Source organism: Paracoccus sp. KR1-242, assembly GCF_049446195.1.
GTDB classification, from domain to species: Bacteria; Pseudomonadota; Alphaproteobacteria; order Rhodobacterales; family Rhodobacteraceae; genus Paracoccus; species Paracoccus broussonetiae.
In genome coordinates this window covers 420,207-435,571 of record NZ_JBMSED010000002.1, presented here as the reverse complement: position 1 = coordinate 435,571, position 15,365 = coordinate 420,207, and the positions used below count along the sequence as shown (strand labels likewise).

General features: G+C 63.2%; 11 protein-coding genes and 1 pseudogene. 11 read left to right on the top strand and 1 reads right to left on the bottom strand.

The genetic code is table 11. The features are described from left to right. Both groL and ACO2Q4_RS05490 read left to right on the top strand, forming a co-directional pair. On the top strand, window positions 1-1,223 hold a 1,223-nt coding region (gene groL / locus ACO2Q4_RS05495; protein WP_423317867.1), incomplete at its 5' end, for a chaperonin GroEL. Window positions 1,224-2,002: 779 nt separating this feature from the next. Beyond that, complete coding sequence (locus tag ACO2Q4_RS05490; RefSeq protein WP_423317865.1) at window positions 2,003-4,285, top strand: caspase family protein; 2,283 nt, start codon at window positions 2,003-2,005, stop codon at window positions 4,283-4,285. Window positions 4,286-4,554: 269 nt separating this feature from the next. Here ACO2Q4_RS05490 and ACO2Q4_RS05485 read toward each other — a convergent pair. Then, a pseudogene (locus tag ACO2Q4_RS05485) lies at window positions 4,555-4,896 on the bottom strand (ATP-binding protein); the annotation flags it as partial. Between the two features lie 336 nt (window positions 4,897-5,232). On the opposite strand from ACO2Q4_RS05485, the gene ACO2Q4_RS05480 reads away from it, so the two are divergent. From ACO2Q4_RS05480 to ACO2Q4_RS05440, 9 genes are all read left to right on the top strand, one after another. Continuing rightward, a complete protein-coding gene (locus ACO2Q4_RS05480; RefSeq protein ID WP_423317863.1) occupies window positions 5,233-6,285 on the top strand; it encodes an AI-2E family transporter in 1,053 nt (350 codons plus the stop codon). Between the two features lie 183 nt (window positions 6,286-6,468). Then, window positions 6,469-7,374, top strand: a complete 906-nt coding sequence (locus tag ACO2Q4_RS05475) for a dihydrodipicolinate synthase family protein (RefSeq protein WP_423317882.1) — start codon at window positions 6,469-6,471, stop codon at window positions 7,372-7,374. Between the two features lies 1 nt (window position 7,375). After that, the gene (locus ACO2Q4_RS05470) at window positions 7,376-8,881 is read left to right on the top strand and encodes an aldehyde dehydrogenase (RefSeq protein ID WP_423317861.1); all 1,506 of its coding nucleotides are present in this window, start codon (window positions 7,376-7,378) and stop codon (window positions 8,879-8,881) included. A 1-nt stretch (window position 8,882) separates the two neighbouring features. Then, window positions 8,883-10,229, top strand: a complete 1,347-nt coding sequence (locus ACO2Q4_RS05465; protein ID WP_423317859.1) for an FAD-dependent oxidoreductase — start codon at window positions 8,883-8,885, stop codon at window positions 10,227-10,229. 28 nt (window positions 10,230-10,257) lie between these two features. Further along, window positions 10,258-11,199, top strand: a complete 942-nt coding sequence (locus tag ACO2Q4_RS05460) for a LysR substrate-binding domain-containing protein (protein ID WP_311761553.1) — start codon at window positions 10,258-10,260, stop codon at window positions 11,197-11,199. Window positions 11,200-11,420: 221 nt separating this feature from the next. Next, entirely contained in the window at window positions 11,421-12,272 is an 852-nt protein-coding gene (locus ACO2Q4_RS05455) for a glycine betaine ABC transporter substrate-binding protein (RefSeq protein ID WP_311761552.1), read from the top strand. A 59-nt stretch (window positions 12,273-12,331) separates the two neighbouring features. Next, window positions 12,332-13,405 (top strand): quaternary amine ABC transporter ATP-binding protein, encoded by a 1,074-nt coding sequence (locus ACO2Q4_RS05450; RefSeq protein WP_311761551.1) that lies wholly within the window; start codon window positions 12,332-12,334, stop codon window positions 13,403-13,405. 10 nt (window positions 13,406-13,415) lie between these two features. Continuing rightward, window positions 13,416-14,243 carry an ABC transporter permease gene (locus ACO2Q4_RS05445; RefSeq protein ID WP_423317856.1) on the top strand — a complete coding sequence of 276 codons (828 nt, stop codon included), beginning with the start codon at window positions 13,416-13,418 and terminating at the stop codon, window positions 14,241-14,243. Continuing rightward, window positions 14,243-15,082 carry an ABC transporter permease gene (locus ACO2Q4_RS05440; RefSeq protein WP_423317854.1) on the top strand — a complete coding sequence of 280 codons (840 nt, stop codon included), beginning with the start codon at window positions 14,243-14,245 and terminating at the stop codon, window positions 15,080-15,082. The genes ACO2Q4_RS05445 and ACO2Q4_RS05440 overlap by 1 nt, the downstream gene beginning before the upstream one ends. Window positions 15,083-15,365 lie beyond the last annotated feature (283 nt).

Genomic DNA, 15,365 nt, shown 5'->3' with positions numbered 1-15,365 from the left:
ACGACTCGGCTGAAGTCGCGCAAGTCGGCACCATCTCGGCCAACGGCGAAGCCTTCATCGGCCAGCACATCGCCCACGCGATGCAGAAGGTCGGCAACGAGGGTGTCATCACCGTCGAAGAAAACAAAGGCATGGAGACCGAGGTCGACGTCGTCGAAGGCATGCAGTTCGACCGCGGCTACCTGTCGCCCTACTTCGTCACCAATGCCGACAAGATGATTGCCGAGCTGGAAGACGCCTACATCCTGCTGCACGAGAAGAAACTCTCGTCGCTGCAGCCGATGGTCCCGCTGCTGGAAGCTGTCATCCAGTCGCAAAAGCCGCTGATCATCGTCGCTGAAGACGTCGAAGGCGAGGCTCTGGCCACGCTGGTCGTCAACAAGCTGCGTGGCGGCCTGAAAATCGCTGCCGTCAAGGCTCCGGGCTTCGGCGATCGCCGCAAGGCCATGCTGCAGGACATCGCGATCCTGACCGGCGGTCAGGTCATCTCGGAAGACCTGGGCATGAAGCTGGAAAACGTCACCGTCGACATGCTCGGCCGTGCGAAGAAAGTCTCGATCAACAAGGACAACACCACCATCGTCGACGGTGCTGGTGAGAAAGCCGAGATCGAAGCCCGCGTTTCGCAGATCCGTCAGCAGATCGAGGAAACCACCTCGGACTACGACCGTGAGAAACTGCAAGAGCGCGTTGCCAAACTGGCTGGTGGCGTTGCCGTCATCCGCGTCGGCGGCCTGACCGAAATCGAAGTCAAAGAGCGCAAGGACCGCGTTGACGATGCCCTGAACGCGACCCGCGCTGCGGTTCAAGAGGGTGTTGTCGTCGGTGGCGGCGTTGCCCTGGTTCAAGGCGGCAAGGTCCTCGAAGGCCTGACCGGTGCGAACTCGGACCAGGACGCCGGTATCGCGATCGTCCGCCGCGCCCTGGAAGCTCCGATGCGCCAGATCGCTGAAAACGCTGGCGTCGACGGCGCTGTCGTTGCCGGCAAGGTCCGCGAGTCGAACGACAAGGCCTTCGGCTTCAACGCCCAGACCGAAGAATATGGCGACATGTTCAAGTTCGGCGTCATCGACCCGGCCAAAGTCGTCCGCACCGCGCTGGAAGACGCCGCCTCGGTCGCTGGTCTGCTGATCACCACCGAAGCGATGATCGCCGAAAAGCCCGAGCCCAAGGCTCCCGCCGGCGGCATGCCCGACATGGGCGGCATGGGCGGCATGATGTAATCATCCGCTTGTCGCAAGACAGACGAAGGGCCGTCCCGAAAGGGGCGGCCTTTTTCATGCCCGGGCTTTGAAGGCAGCATACGGGACGTATGGCATATGGACGCGCGGCAAACCGGGCAAACCATGGCGCAGGTAACCCAACGGGCGAAACCACCTCGCCACTGGCATTCGCCACGCCCAAGCACTCACCGAACTTGCCAGTTTGGCCATTTCTTGATCGATGTGGCAGACCAGATGGACGGTCGGGGAAAGAGCCTTAGATCCCCAACTTCATCGGTAGATTGCCCGGCAGACGCGGCATAGTCGAAAGCTGGTCCGGGATGTCTTGCCGCAGCGCGACAACCGGAAGCGCGGGATGTGGGCTACCCTTCGGCTTGGAATCATTGGTCGGTTTCGGCAAAATTTGCTATGCTATTCACCTGCAAATACTGGGTGGCAAAGATGCGTGTAAGTCTCGCCCTGGTTCTCGCGACGGCCACGATCATGCTCGTCTCCGGCTGCGACGAAGCCCCATCATCGCCTCAGTCAAACACCAATGTGGATAAGCAGACCCCTCCGCGGCTCGCCGCTCCAACTGACCGGGAAGGCGGAAACTCAGAGGGCCGCTCTGGCTCGGGCGGCTCGGGTTCGGGCCATGGCGGAGGGGGCGGTAACAGCGGCGGTGGGGGCGGCAACAGCGGCGGTGGGGGCGGCAACAGCGGCGGTGGGAACGACGGCGGCGGCGATGACGGCGGCGGTGCCGATGGTGGCGACGACGGGGGTGGAGGCTGGAACGGCTGATGTCCGTTGGGATGGCCATGCGGCGCCTGCTGCTGTCAGCATTCCTGTCACTGGGCGTGGCAGGTCTTGCCTGGGCCGAAGGCGCAAAAATCGCGCTGGTGGTCGGAAATGCCGATTACCGCCACATCCCTTCGCTAGACAATACGCTGCGCGATGCGCACGGGATCGCCGATATGCTCCGCGGCTTCGGCTTTACCGTGCAAGAGGGCTATGACCTTGACCGGCCCGGCTTTGAATCCTTTCTGCGCTTGGCGGTGCTGAATATTCCCGAAGGTTCGTCGGTCGTGTTTTTCTATGCCGGCCATGGCATCCAGATTGGTCGCCGCAACTATCTGCTGCCTACGGATGTCGCTTTCAAAAGTGTCTATGACCTGCCGGTCGAATCTATCACCCTGGACCGCGTGATCGAGTTGCTGTCGGCACGCGGCACCAGTCATGTGGCGATGATCGACGCTTGCCGGGAAAACCCCTTCCCGAACTTGCGTCTGGCTGCCAACCTGGACGCGGCATTGTTCGAGACCGGGACCGGCTTTGAGGTGTTTGCCACCCCGATCAATTCGCTGGTCGCCTTCTCCACCTCGCCGGGACAGGTCGCCTATGATGGCGAAAAGGGCGGCAATGGCCCTTATGCGCAGGCGATTCTGACGGCGGCCTCCGACCATGCTGGCGACAATATCCTGAACCTGCTGGCCGATGTGCGCCAGCGCGTCTACCAATCGACCAAAGGACGACAGGTTCCCTGGGAGAGTTCGACCCTGGTGCAGCCCTTCTTTCTGGCTGATGCCACCCCGCTGTCCCCGCCCGCGGTGGCCGACACCCTGCGCGAAACGGCGCCAGCGACGGAAACGACCGGGAAGATATCACTGGTTTTTGCCCGCGAATTGCGACTGGACGAGCAGTTGACCGAGATGAACGGCGGCCCCCTGACCGATCCGGTGCTGATTGAGCAGCCGCAACAGGGGCAACTTGAGCTGGCTGCGGGTATCGCGGTCTATCGCCCGCATCTGGTTGAAACCCGCATGACGGGCGATAGCGGCCATATGCTGCGCGATCGCTTCAGCATCCGCCCGGACCGCGATAGCCCGCGCATCCTGACCGTCGAGATGGAGTTGACGCCTGATCCCTGTGATGTCGAGGCCGGTGATGCGCTGGATCTGCAGGGCGTGGGCCTCTACCGGTTGCCGAACGAGATCGACGGCGAGGCAGCGCTGGTTGCCTGCCAGCAGGCGGTCCGGCAGAACCCCGGCGTGGCGCGCTTTGTCTATCAGTTGGGTCGCGCACAGCAGGCAAACGGGGACCTGCAAGGTGCCTATGCCAGCTTCAGCGCCGCAGCCGAGGCCGGGCATATTCGCGCCGACACCGCGGCCGCCTATCTTCTGCTGACCTCCCGCATCGACCGCAAGGTGATCTCCATCCCTTTCGACGAGGCCAAGGCGAACGCATTGCTGGAAAATGCCATCGCCCGAGGCGACCCTTTCGCCATGCACAGCCGTGGCCTGCGCCTGTTGCGAAACGGTCCTGACGAAGCCGACCGCCAGCGCGGCTTCGAACTTCTGGAACGCGCCGCAGAGCTTGGCCACACCTATTCGATGAATGAACTCGGCACCTTTTTTCTCGACCCCGACAATCCGCATTACCGGCCGGAACGCGGGTTGACCTATCTGCGCGCTTCGGCCGCGCGCAAGGATATCTACGGATACAACAACCTTGGGCTGGTGGCGCTGCGCGGCCATGACAAGGTCAAGCCGGATTTTACCGCCGCGCGCGATTGGTTCGAACGCGCGGCTGAGGGCGGGCATCCCTTTGCTCCCGCCAATCTGGGTCGGATGATCATGCGCGGGCAATTGGGCAAGCCCGATCCAAAGGCCGCGATGCGCTGGTATGACATGGGCCTTTCGCGCGGTGATGGCTGGGCGGGCGTCAATGCGTCCAGCATCATCCTGAAAGGCGAGGCAAGCCCGCTTGGTCCGGCCGACGCAGCCTTGCGCGCGGCCAAGGCGCTGCACCTGCCTGCCCGCGATGCGGCGGAACAGGCCGGGCAGATGCTGGACAGGATCCGAGACGCCGATCTGAACCGCGCGACGCAGATGCTGCTGAACGAAATGGGCGAGCCGGTCGTGGTCGACGGTGCGGCAGGCCCGGCGACGCTGGCGGCGCTGGACCGATTGGGGCAGAGGTCTGGACTTGCTGTCAGCAGGCCCGATGAGGGGCCGCGTCAATGGCTGACACTGGCGGCGCGGGTGTGGCTGGCGCGCAACCCGCCGCGAGTTGATCTGTTCTGAAGCCAGCCTGGTCTATCTTCGATCCAAGGCTTGCGGCTGTGCCCGCTGCCCGCTGGCAGCACCGCGCCGCGCCGCGCTGGTTCGGAATGGAAAGGGCCACACCAATCAGCACTTCGTCGCCTCGTCGCAGCCATTTGCGTGCGACAGGTGTCCCGCTTCTGCAAAAGGCACACTGTCAATCGGCGCGCAAAACTGACCCCTTATCGGCGTCCAATATTGCCCCCTTGATGCGGTTTGCGCCGGAGCCTCAGTCGACGGAAGCGCCCCGGTCATGCGCGGTTACTGAGGCGCCAGGACTCGTTGCCGGTCTCGATGATCTCGCAATGATGGGTCAGCCGATCAAGCAATGCCGTGGTCATCTTTGCATCGCCGAAGACAGTCGGCCATTTCCCGAAGGCGAGCTTTGTGGTGACGATAACCGAGTTGCGCTCATAGTGGCGGCAGATGAGGTGGAACAGCAGTTGACCGCCTGACTGGGCGAAGGGCAGATAGCCCAGTTCGTCCAGGATGACAAAGTCGAGGCGTGTCAGGTATTCGGCCATGCGGCCCTGCTTGCCGCTATGCATCCCGGTTTCCGGGCGGTGCACAAGGTCGTCTGCCGATGTCGTTCGGGGGGGCAGGTGGGTGGCTTCCACTGCCTCCGCGACTGTTTCAAGGATGTCGATATGGCTTTGCGCTTAGGTGGACACCGCCATTCCGGTGGCATCTGGCCGCAGCTCTGTTTAGCCACAGAGCATGGCCGCGTCCCGCCATGCACATCGCCGCGGCAAGGAGTGTTGGATGCATGTCGGCAACGCCGGTCCTGAGATCAGTGAAACGAGCGCAGAACCGGGCGACAGGCACATCCTGAAACGGATAGTCTGCAGAGAGCATCGCGTATTTGAGGCGGGCGTGCCGTAACGCTGCTCCTCCTGAGATTTCCATGAGGCTATTGGGGAGCCCCTACGGTGACCACGCAAGACGGTCTGGCGCGACTTTTCTACGGGGTGGGCCTTGCGCTCATGATCGGTTGGATTCTGGTCATCGGTCGAACAATCTTTCTCCCGATCTTCATGAGCATCATCGTCGCCTATGTGGTCCTCGGTCTTGCAGAACTGATAGGACGGGTGCCCGGGTTCGAAGGTATTCCAGCCTCGCTGCGCTACGCCTTTGCCATAGTGGTCAGTCTCGGCCTGATGGCGCTCATCGTCTGGCTGATCGTCCAGAATGCCACGCAGGTATCGACGCTCGTTCCCGTCTACCAGGATCAGTTGCTCGCCCTCGTTCAGCGCGGTGCAGTCGCCGTCGGTCTGGACGACGAGCCGAGTTGGCAGAGCCTGCGGCGAGACTTGGTGGGGCATATGAACCTGCACCGGGTGGTTCTCGGTTCGGTGGTTTCGGTGGCGTCAATCATCGGTACCTTCGCGGTGATCCTGATCTATGCGGCCTTTATCCTCTCGGAACAGAAATCCTTCTCGAACAAGATTGCCCGCCTTTCCGACCAGCCCGCCAAGGTGACGCAGATCCGAGAGTTGATCCGCGACGTCAACAGGCGGATCGGGACTTACCTGGTCATCAAGTCGCTCATCAACATCGCGCTCGGGGTGGCGAGCTATGTGATCATGCTGGTCCATGGCATCGAGTTTGCCGGCTTCTGGGCGATCCTGATCGGGTTACTCAACTACATCCCTTATTTCGGCGGAATTGTCGGTGTAGCCCTGCCCAGTTTTCTCGTCCTGCTTGAGCACGGGGAAATCTGGCCGGTCATCGTTTTCATCCTCATCATGTCCATACCGCAGGTCGCGCTTGGCAATTTCATTGAGCCTCGGCTCATGGGGAATTCGCTGAATGTCAGCCCGTTCGTGATCCTGGTAAGCCTCGCAGTCTGGACTTCGCTCTGGGGTATTGTCGGGGCCATCCTCGCGGTGCCGATCATGGCGATACTGGTGATCATCCTGAGCGAGATCGATGCGACCCGGCCAATTGCCGTCCTGTTGTCCAAGGATGGCAGCCTGAACTGACGATTGGTTCCGACCCGTCCTCCTCCGCCTCGCCAGAAATCGAATGATCCGGCGGCGGCGGCTTTTTCAACATAGTTTTTCTAATACATCACGCCAGAATATTCTCCTTTGCGACAAGTGTCCGGCGGGGCGTAGCAGATGGAGAACGAATTTCCGCAAGGGAGGCCCGGCATGACATCGACAATGGTGCTTGAAGGAATCTACACGCCGCTGATTACCCCGTTCCGCGCCGATGGATCTTTCGACCTCGACGGGTTGTCCGATCTGATCGAGCGGCTCATCGAGGCCGGTGTACACGGGCTGATCTCGGGCGGTTCCACTGGTGAGAACTATGCCGAAACTGTCGAGGAGCGGCTGGAACTCGCCCGGTTCATCACCGAACGCACGAATGGCCGCCTGCCGGTAATCGTCGGCACGGGAGCGATGCGCACGCCCGATTCCATCGCGCTTGCCGAGGGCGCGCGCGAAATGGGCGCGGATGCGATCCTGCTCGGCACCCCGCCCTATTCGGTCCCGACCGAACAGGAGAACGCCCTGAACGCGCTGGCGATCGACCGCGCTGCGGGCCTGCCGATCATCCTTTACAATTATCCGGGCCGGATGGGCGTCGAGATGGGGCGCACCTTTCTTGACCGTGTCGGCCGGTCCAGAAACGTGATCGGCATCAAGGAAAGCTCGGGCGATATCAACCGGGTACACCTGCTGGCGCGCGACTATCCCCATATCCAGATGTCCTGCGGCATGGACGATCAGGCATTGGAATTCTTTGCCTGGGGCGCGCGCAGCTGGATCTGTGCCGGATCGAACTTCTTGCCCGAGGAACACATCGCGCTCTACGAGGCCTGCGTCGTCCGGGGTGATTTCACCAAGGGCCGCCGGATCATGTCGGCAATGCTCCCCCTGATGCGCGTGCTTGAGCAGGGCGGCAAGTTCATCCAGTGCGTCAAGCACGGGGTCGAGGTCTCGGGCCTGCGCGCAGGCCCCATGCGCCCACCGCTGAAGGGGCTGAACAAGGATGAGAAACGCGCGCTCGAACAGGTGATCGACACGCTGAAGACCACCGTCAAGGCAATCACGGAGGGAAACTGAGATGGCCGATCTTTTGACGAACGAGGAATACAAGCCCATCGCTGCGTCGCTGGACTTCCCGCGGAATGCCTTCATTGACGGCGGCTTCCGCCCCGCGATCTCGGGCGCAACCTTTGTCAGCTCGAACCCGGCGACCGGCGAGCAGCTGGCAGAGATCGCCGCCTGTGATGCCAAGGACGTGGACCTTGCCGTCGCCAAGGCACGCGAGGCCTTTGACGACGGGCGCTGGTCTCGCCTACATCCGGCGGAGCGCAAGGAAGTTCTGCTTCGCCTCGCCAAGCTGATGGAGCGCGATGCACGCGAGCTGGCGGTGATGGAAAGCCTGGATGCCGGCAAGACCATCTATGATTGCGAGACCGTGGACATACCCGAGACGATCCATGTGATCCGCTGGCATGCCGAGCTGATCGACAAGATCTATGATCAGGTCGCCCCCGCCTCGGATAATCACATCGCGATGATCCTGCGCGAGGCCGTGGGCGTGGTGGGTCTGGTTCTGCCGTGGAACTTCCCGCTTCTGATGCTGGCCTGGAAAATCGGCCCGGCGCTGGCGGCGGGCTGCTCGGTGGTGGTGAAACCCGCCGCCGAGACCACGCTGACGGCGCTGTGGGTGGCCGAACTGGCCTGCGAGGCCGGATTGCCGCGCGGGGTACTGAACATCGTCACCGGATCGGGCAGTGACGTGGGCGAACCGCTGGGCCGTCATCCTGATGTGGACATGGTCAGCTTTACCGGCTCGACCGCGACGGGCCGTCGCTTCCTGCATTACTCGGCGGACAGCAACCTGAAGGAGGTGGTGCTGGAACTGGGCGGCAAGAACCCCTGCATCGTGCTGGACGATGCCGAGGACCTCGACGCGGTGGCCGCCCATGTCGTCAATGGTGCCTTCTGGAACATGGGCCAGAACTGCTCGGCCGGATCGCGGCTGATCGTGCACAGGGACATTCAGGACGCATTGATGGCGCGCATTCAGGCCCATGCCCGCGAATGGATCGTGGGCGATCCCCTGGACCCCGAGGTCCGGGTGGGCGCGCTGGTCAGCCCCGCACATTTCGGCAAGGTCAGCGCCTATCTGGAAGCCGCGCGGTCCGAAAACATCCTGATGGGTGGCAACGTCGTCCGCGAGGGCTTCATCGAACCGACCGTCGTGCAGACGACCCGCAGCTCAAAGCTTGCGGTCGAGGAGATCTTTGGCCCGATCCTGACCCTGATCCCGGTCTCAAGCTTCGAGGAGGCGATCGCGGTCGCCAATGACACCGACTATGGACTGGCGGCCTCGATCTTCACGGCCAACGGGAAGCGCGCCCTGCGCGGTGCACGGATGCTGCGGGCGGGAACGGTGACGGTCAACAGCTTCGGCGAGGGCGACATCTCGACCCCCTTCGGTGGTTACAAGCAGTCCGGCTTCGGCGGGCGCGACAATGGCATCCACGCCCATGACCAGTATACCCAGCTCAAGACCATCTGGCTGGACCTGACCGATCACTCGGATACGGTGATCGACTGACATGACAGGGCATCGGGCCAGCCGCATCCCGGTCTTCAATGGCCCCGCCGGGTGGCGGGAAATTCTGCCGCCCGCTCCCGCTCGCCCGCGGCTGGAGGGCGAGGCTGGCTGCGATATCGCGATCGTGGGAGCCGGCTTCGCCGGCCTCTCGGCCGCCCGCCGCCTGTTGCAGATCGATCCCGGCCTCGACATCCTGATCCTGGATGCGGCGCGGATTTCGGAAGGGGGCACGGGACGGAATTCGGGCTTCATGATCGACCTGCCGCATGAACTGACTTCGGGCAACTATGCCGGTGCCGGAGACAGCCACGACCGGCAGTTGACCCGGCTGAACCGCCAGGCGATCGAGTTCGCCGCGCAGGCGGTCAGCGACTACTCTATTCCCGAGGGCTACTTCCAGCGCAGCGGCAAGATCAACGCCGCCGCGTCTGCGGCCGGGATCGCGGCCAATGTCAGCTATGCCGCCCATCTGCTCGAACTGGGCGAGTCGCATGAGATGCTGGACGCGCAGGCCATGCGCGAGGTGACCGGGACCGGCTATTACCACGGCGGCCTCTACACGCCCGGCACGGCAATGCTGCAACCCGCCGGCTATGTGCAGGGCCTTGCCGCCGGGCTGGAGCGCGAAGGCGCAAGGATCTGCGAGAACTCGCCGATCCTCGGCATCGAAAGCGGCGCGCAGGGCTGGTGCCTCTCGACCGAACGGGGCCGGGTCCGGGCCGCTCGCGTCATCATGGCGAATAACGGCCATCTCGAAAGCTTCGGCTTCAAGCGCGGCCGGCTGATGCATGTGATGCTGAACGCCTGCATGACCGAGGAACTGCCCCCCGAGGCCATCCGCATGCTTGGCGGGCATGTCTGCTGGGGTCTGACCCCCGCCGATCCGATGGGCACGACCGTGCGCCGGATCGGTCCCGCGCAGGGTGGTCATCGCATCGTCATCCGTCAGGGCGGCTATTACCGCCCGGGCATGCAAACCAGCGCACACGATCTGGCCCGACTTGTCAGCGCGATGCGGCAGAAATTCGACACCCGTTTTCCGATGCTGCGCGGGATCCGCTTCGAGCATTCCTGGTCTGGTCATCTGTGCCTGTCGCGCAACAACGTCTCGGTCATGCGAGAACTGGAGCCGGGGCTTTACGCTGCCTGCGTCGACAACGGCCTCGGGACGGCGCGGGGGACGCTGACCGGGATCGGCGCCGCCGAGCTGGCGACCGGGCGCGAGAGCGAGATCACCGCCTTTTTCACCGCCGAGGCCGAGCCGGCCCGCCTGCCGCCCCATCCGTTCGACACGATCGGCGCCAATGTCTATATGCGCTGGAAAGAATGGCAATCCCGGCTAGAATGAGACCCCGCCAACAAGGGACCAGCACGCCATGCCGCCGATCAAGCGTCGCTATCTTCCCTCGCTTGGTTCGTTCGCGACATTCGAGGTCGCGGCCAAGCACCTGAGCTTCACGATGGCCGCGCGCGAACTGAACGTGACACAAGGCGCGATCAGTCAGCAGATCCGCTTGCTGGAACGCGCGCTGGGGGTCGACCTTTTCATCCGCAAGCGCAACATTCTCGCGTTGACACCCGAGGGCATCAGCCTTGTCGCCGCAGTCAGCGCCGGGCTCGACACGATCAGCGCGGCCGTGTCGGTCATTACCGATGACGAAGGCCCCGAGACGATCACGATCTCGGCCACCGATGGCATGGCCAGTTTCTGGCTGAAGCCGCAGATCGACAGCTTTCGCAAAAGCCACCCACAGGTCGGATTCGTGATCCTTGCCTCGGATGCCGACGACACCCTGCGCAACTATTCCGAAGTCGATCTGTCCATTCTTTGCGGCAATGAACGCTGCGAGGTAGGAGAAGTCCTGCATTTCCTGTTCCCGGAAGTCGCCCAGCCGGTCTGCACGCCCGCCTTCCTGGCCGAGCACGGCCCCTTCGACGAGGTCGACAGCCTGAACCGTGTGAACCTGCTGCATCTGCATGACCGCCACTGGTCCGCCGATGCAATTGGCTGGCAACCGCTTGGCTGGACCGAGTGGTTCCGCGCGCAGGGTTCGGAATGGGCCAAGCTCGCGTCGAGCCTTTCGACCAACAAGGTCAATTTGCTGATGGCCGCCACCCTTGCCGGAGAGGGTGTCATGCTGGGCTGGCAGCACATGGTCCGCGCGGCGATCGAGGAGGGCAGCCTTGTCCTTGCCCATCCCGGGCAGTTGACCATCGGCCGTGGCAACTTCCTGAACTGCCGGCAGAAATCCCTGAACCGGCCGCATGTCGCCGCCTTCGTGAGCCACGTTCTTGCGTCGTTGAAGCAGCAGGACTGACGCCCGGCTGCGCTAGATTTTCTAATGCAAGACTGCTGAATATTCTCGTTTGCCGAGGCGAAGCCTCTTGCGGGATAGTTCAGTGAGCCGGGGGCAGGGGGCCCCGCAGAGGAACCGGAGAACCCCCATCACAATCAACCAATGGGTCCTGGCCCACACGCCGCAGCCTTTGCGGCGAGGGATGCTTGCGGCCATCCGGCCCGACCAACAGGAGAGAGAACATGCGCAGCTTAAAGCTCGCCTTCATGGCGGCGGCGGTCGCCCTCGGCCTTGCCGCACCGGTGTCGGCACAGGACAAGGTCATCCAGATCGGAACGATGGCCTGGGAGGACCTGACCCCGATCACCGGGATCACCAAGAAAGTGCTGGAGGACAAGGGCTATACCGTCAACGTAACCGAGTTCTCGGAATGGGGCATTGCCTATGCGGCCCTTACCAAGGGGGACGTGCAGATCATGGTTTCCCAGGTCGATTACGCCGCACAGGACTACTGGCAACGCAACAAGAACCGGCTGGAAAAGATCGCGCCGGTATCCTACGGCCTCTATCAAGGCATTGCCGTCCCGAAATATGTCCCGATCGATTCCATCGAGCAGATGAACGAGAACGCCGACAAGTTCGGCGGCAAGATCATCGGTATCGAGCCCGGCGCTGGCGTCATGCGCGAAGCGGCCGACGTGGTGTCGGGCTATGGCCTTGACCTGAAGCTGGTAGAGGGCAGCACCGCCGCGATGACCGCCGCGCTGAAGGCCGCGACCGATCGCAAGGAATGGGCCGCCGTCATCGTCTGGGAACCGTCCTGGATGGTCCAGAAATACGACACCAAGTTCCTTGCCGATCCAAAGGGGATCTTCGCTCCGCCGCAGGGCTATTATTGGATCGGCCAGAAGGGCTTTTCGGAAAGCAATCCCGAGGCGCGCGAGATCATCGCCGGTGTCTATGTCCCGCTTGCCGACATCACCGCGATCAATGCGGCCGTGAACGACGGCAAAACCATGGACAGCGCCGTCGCGGACTGGACCGCCGCCCATGCGGACCTGATGGAACGCTGGAGCAACATCAAATCCTACTGAAGGCTGTGCCGGACGGCCCCGGCGGGCCGTCCACCCCAACCAGAAAAGACAGGGTGGTTATGGAAAGCAACGAGATTCTGATCGACTGCCAGTCGGTCTGGAAGGTCTTCGGCGACCGCAGTGTCGACGCACTCCGCTCAATCGCGGATCGCGGGCTGAGCAAGCGCGAGGTTCTCCAGCAATTCAACTGTGTGATCGGCGTGTCCGACGCCTCGCTGCAGGTCCGGCGGGGCGAGATCTTCTGCATCATGGGCCTGTCGGGCAGCGGCAAGTCGACCTTGATCCGGCTGCTGAACCGGCTGATCACGCCCAGCCTCGGCAAGGTTCTGGTCAAGGGTCGTGACCTGGCCACACTCGATGCGCGCGCTCTGCGCGAAACCCGTGCCCGTCATATCGGCATGGTGTTCCAATCCGTGGCGCTATTGCCGCAGCGGACCGTGCTGGAAAACGCAGCCTTTGGACTGGAGGTGCAGGGCATCCCCCGCGACGAGCGCAACCGGGCGGCCGAGGCCGCGCTTGCCAAGGTCGGCCTGTCCGACTGGAAGGAGCGCTATCCCCGCGAATTGTCGGGCGGCATGCAGCAGCGCGTGGGCCTTGCCCGAGCCCTCACCGCCGATCCCGAGATCATCCTGATGGACGAGCCCTTCTCGGCGCTCGACCCGCTGATCCGGCGCCAGTTGCAGGATGAGTTCCGCCAGCTCACCAAGGAACTGGGGAAATCAGCGGTCTTCATCACCCATGATCTCGACGAGGCGATCCGGATCGGCGACCGCATCGCCATCATGAAGGACGGCGTCATTATTCAGGAGGGGACGGCCGAGCAGATCGTCATGAATCCCGCCGACCAGTATGTCGCGGATTTCGTGGCCGGAATCTCGCGGCTGCACCTGATCAAGGCGCATTCGGTGATGATGCCGGTCGATGGCTGGCACCGCACGGGACCGGCGCAGCCACTGGACAGTCTGCCCCGCTGCTCGTCCGAGGCAGATATCGACGAACTGATCGGCAAGATCATCGGTGCGGGCAGCGACGCCGTGGCCATCGCCGACGGTGACAGCATCGTCGGGGTCGTGACCACGCGCCGGCTGCTGCTCGGCGTGCGGGGCGAGCCCGAAACCCTCGCGGCAGCCTGAGGGAGCGCGCATGGAAAGCTTTGTCACCACTTTCGACACCACCGTCGACGACGCCCTGTTCTGGTTGTCCGATCACGCGGCCTTCGTCTTCGACGGCATCCGCGCGCTGCTTGAGGGTCTTTACGACGGCATCCTGTGGCTGCTGATGCTGCCCCCGTTCTGGGTCGTCGCTGTCCTTTCCGGGCTGATCGGCTGGCGCGTCCTTGGCACTGGCTTCGGTGTCGTGGGCGCGCTGGGGTTGATAGCCTGCGCCGCAATGGGTCTTTGGCCGGAAACCATGAGCACGCTTGCACTGGTCGTGGCTGCGACCGCCATCGCGCTGGCGGTCGGCCTGCCACTTGGCGTCCTTGCCGGGCTGATACCACGGCTTGACGGCGCGCTGACCCCGGCACTCGACCTGATCCAGACCTTGCCGCCCTATATCTATCTGCTTCCGGCCATCGCGCTGATGGGCTACGGCCCCGCGACCGCGCTGATTGCAACCGTCATCGTCGCCATGCCGCCTGCGATCCGCCTGACCTCCCTCGGGATCAGGCAGACCCGGACCGAGTTTCTTGAACTGGGCGAAGCCGTCGGTGCCAGCCGGGCCCAGATGTTCTTCAAGATCCGCCTGCCCTTTGCCGTGCCGAGCATCATGGCGGGCATCAACCAGAGCCTGATGATGGCCTTCGGTATGGTGGTCATCGCCGGCATCGTCGGCTCGGGAGGGCTGGGCGAAACGATTTACAGCGCAATCCGGACTCTCGACATTGCGACCTCGATCAACGCTTCGATCGCGATTGTGGTGCTGACCATGCTTCTGGACCGCATGACCCAGGCCGCAGCGAGGACCAAGTGATGCAGTTCAATCCCGGAGCCGTCCTTGCCCCCGCCGTCGACTGGCTGAACGCCAATTTTCACGGGTTCTTCGCCCAGGTCACTTTGGTGATCGAGGCACTTCTTGGCGCGATCGAGGCCGCCCTGATGACCCTGCCGCCATTTGCGGTGATCGCCATTGTCGTCATCGCGGCCTTTGCCGCCGCCGGACTGCGGCTTGCGATCCTTGCCGCCTGCTGCCTCGGCTTCTGCTGGCTGACCGAGCTTTGGCAGGCCTCGATGCAGACCATCGCGCTCATGCTGGTCGCCGTCCTCGTGGCTGTTGCCGTTGCAGTTCCCCTCGGCATCCTCGCTGCCCGCCGTCCGGCGATCGAGGCGACACTTCGCCCGATCCTCGACGTCATGCAGACCGTGCCGCCCTGGGTCTATCTGATCCCGGCGGTGATGATCTTCAGTCTCGGGCGGGTTCCGGCGATCATCGCGACCATCGTCTACGGCATCCCGCCCATGCTGCGCCTGACAACGCTGGCCTTTCGCGGCGTTCCCCACGACCTGAGGGAGCTGGGTCAAGCGATAGGTGCCAGACCCCGGACCGTCCTGTGGAAGATCGAATTTCCGGCGGCGAAGCCGACGATGCTCGTTGGGCTGAACCAGTGCATTCTGCTGTCGCTGGCCATGGTGGTGCTGGCCGGGCTGGTGGGCGCCGGAGGCCTCGGGGCAGAGGTGACGCGCGGTCTGACCAGGATGGAGATGGGCCTTGGTCTACGCGCGGGTCTTGCCATCGTTGCAGTGGCGATTCTGGTGGATCGGCTGTCGCGCAGCGCGCTGGACCGTGGCAGGGGTCCACATAGAAGAGCCTAGGTGCTCATCTGTACGTGCGCTTCTGTCGGCCGGTCGCCGATATCATGGCACGCCGCGACCGGATGAGCCCGGAAGCCATTCTCGCTCTGATCGCCGATATGCGGCACCTGTGATTGTATTGTCGCTCGCATAGGCGAGCGATCCGCGCCGCGGTTGAACGACTTTTGTCAGTTGTGCGCGTGGTGCCGCCGACAGGACGCGATGCAATTACTGCTGCGGTTGCCTATGCGGAATGGGAGAAAGGCGCAGATCCCGCCGGACTGAATATGGGGGCTGTTTTGCT

Bases quoted from the DNA above. Each gene is read 5' to 3' on its own strand.
- ACO2Q4_RS05490 (WP_423317865.1), top strand. From the start codon at position 2,003: ATGTCCGTTGGGATGGCCATGCGGCGCCTGCTGCTGTCAGCATTCCTG.
- ACO2Q4_RS05475 (WP_423317882.1), top strand. From the start codon at position 6,469: ATGGTGCTTGAAGGAATCTACACGCCGCTGATTACCCCGTTCCGCGCC.
- ACO2Q4_RS05470 (WP_423317861.1), top strand. From the start codon at position 7,376: ATGGCCGATCTTTTGACGAACGAGGAATACAAGCCCATCGCTGCGTCG.
- ACO2Q4_RS05465 (WP_423317859.1), top strand. From the start codon at position 8,883: ATGACAGGGCATCGGGCCAGCCGCATCCCGGTCTTCAATGGCCCCGCC.
- ACO2Q4_RS05460 (WP_311761553.1), top strand. From the start codon at position 10,258: ATGCCGCCGATCAAGCGTCGCTATCTTCCCTCGCTTGGTTCGTTCGCG.
- ACO2Q4_RS05455 (WP_311761552.1), top strand. From the start codon at position 11,421: ATGCGCAGCTTAAAGCTCGCCTTCATGGCGGCGGCGGTCGCCCTCGGC.
- ACO2Q4_RS05450 (WP_311761551.1), top strand. From the start codon at position 12,332: ATGGAAAGCAACGAGATTCTGATCGACTGCCAGTCGGTCTGGAAGGTC.
- ACO2Q4_RS05445 (WP_423317856.1), top strand. From the start codon at position 13,416: ATGGAAAGCTTTGTCACCACTTTCGACACCACCGTCGACGACGCCCTG.
- ACO2Q4_RS05440 (WP_423317854.1), top strand. From the start codon at position 14,243: ATGCAGTTCAATCCCGGAGCCGTCCTTGCCCCCGCCGTCGACTGGCTG.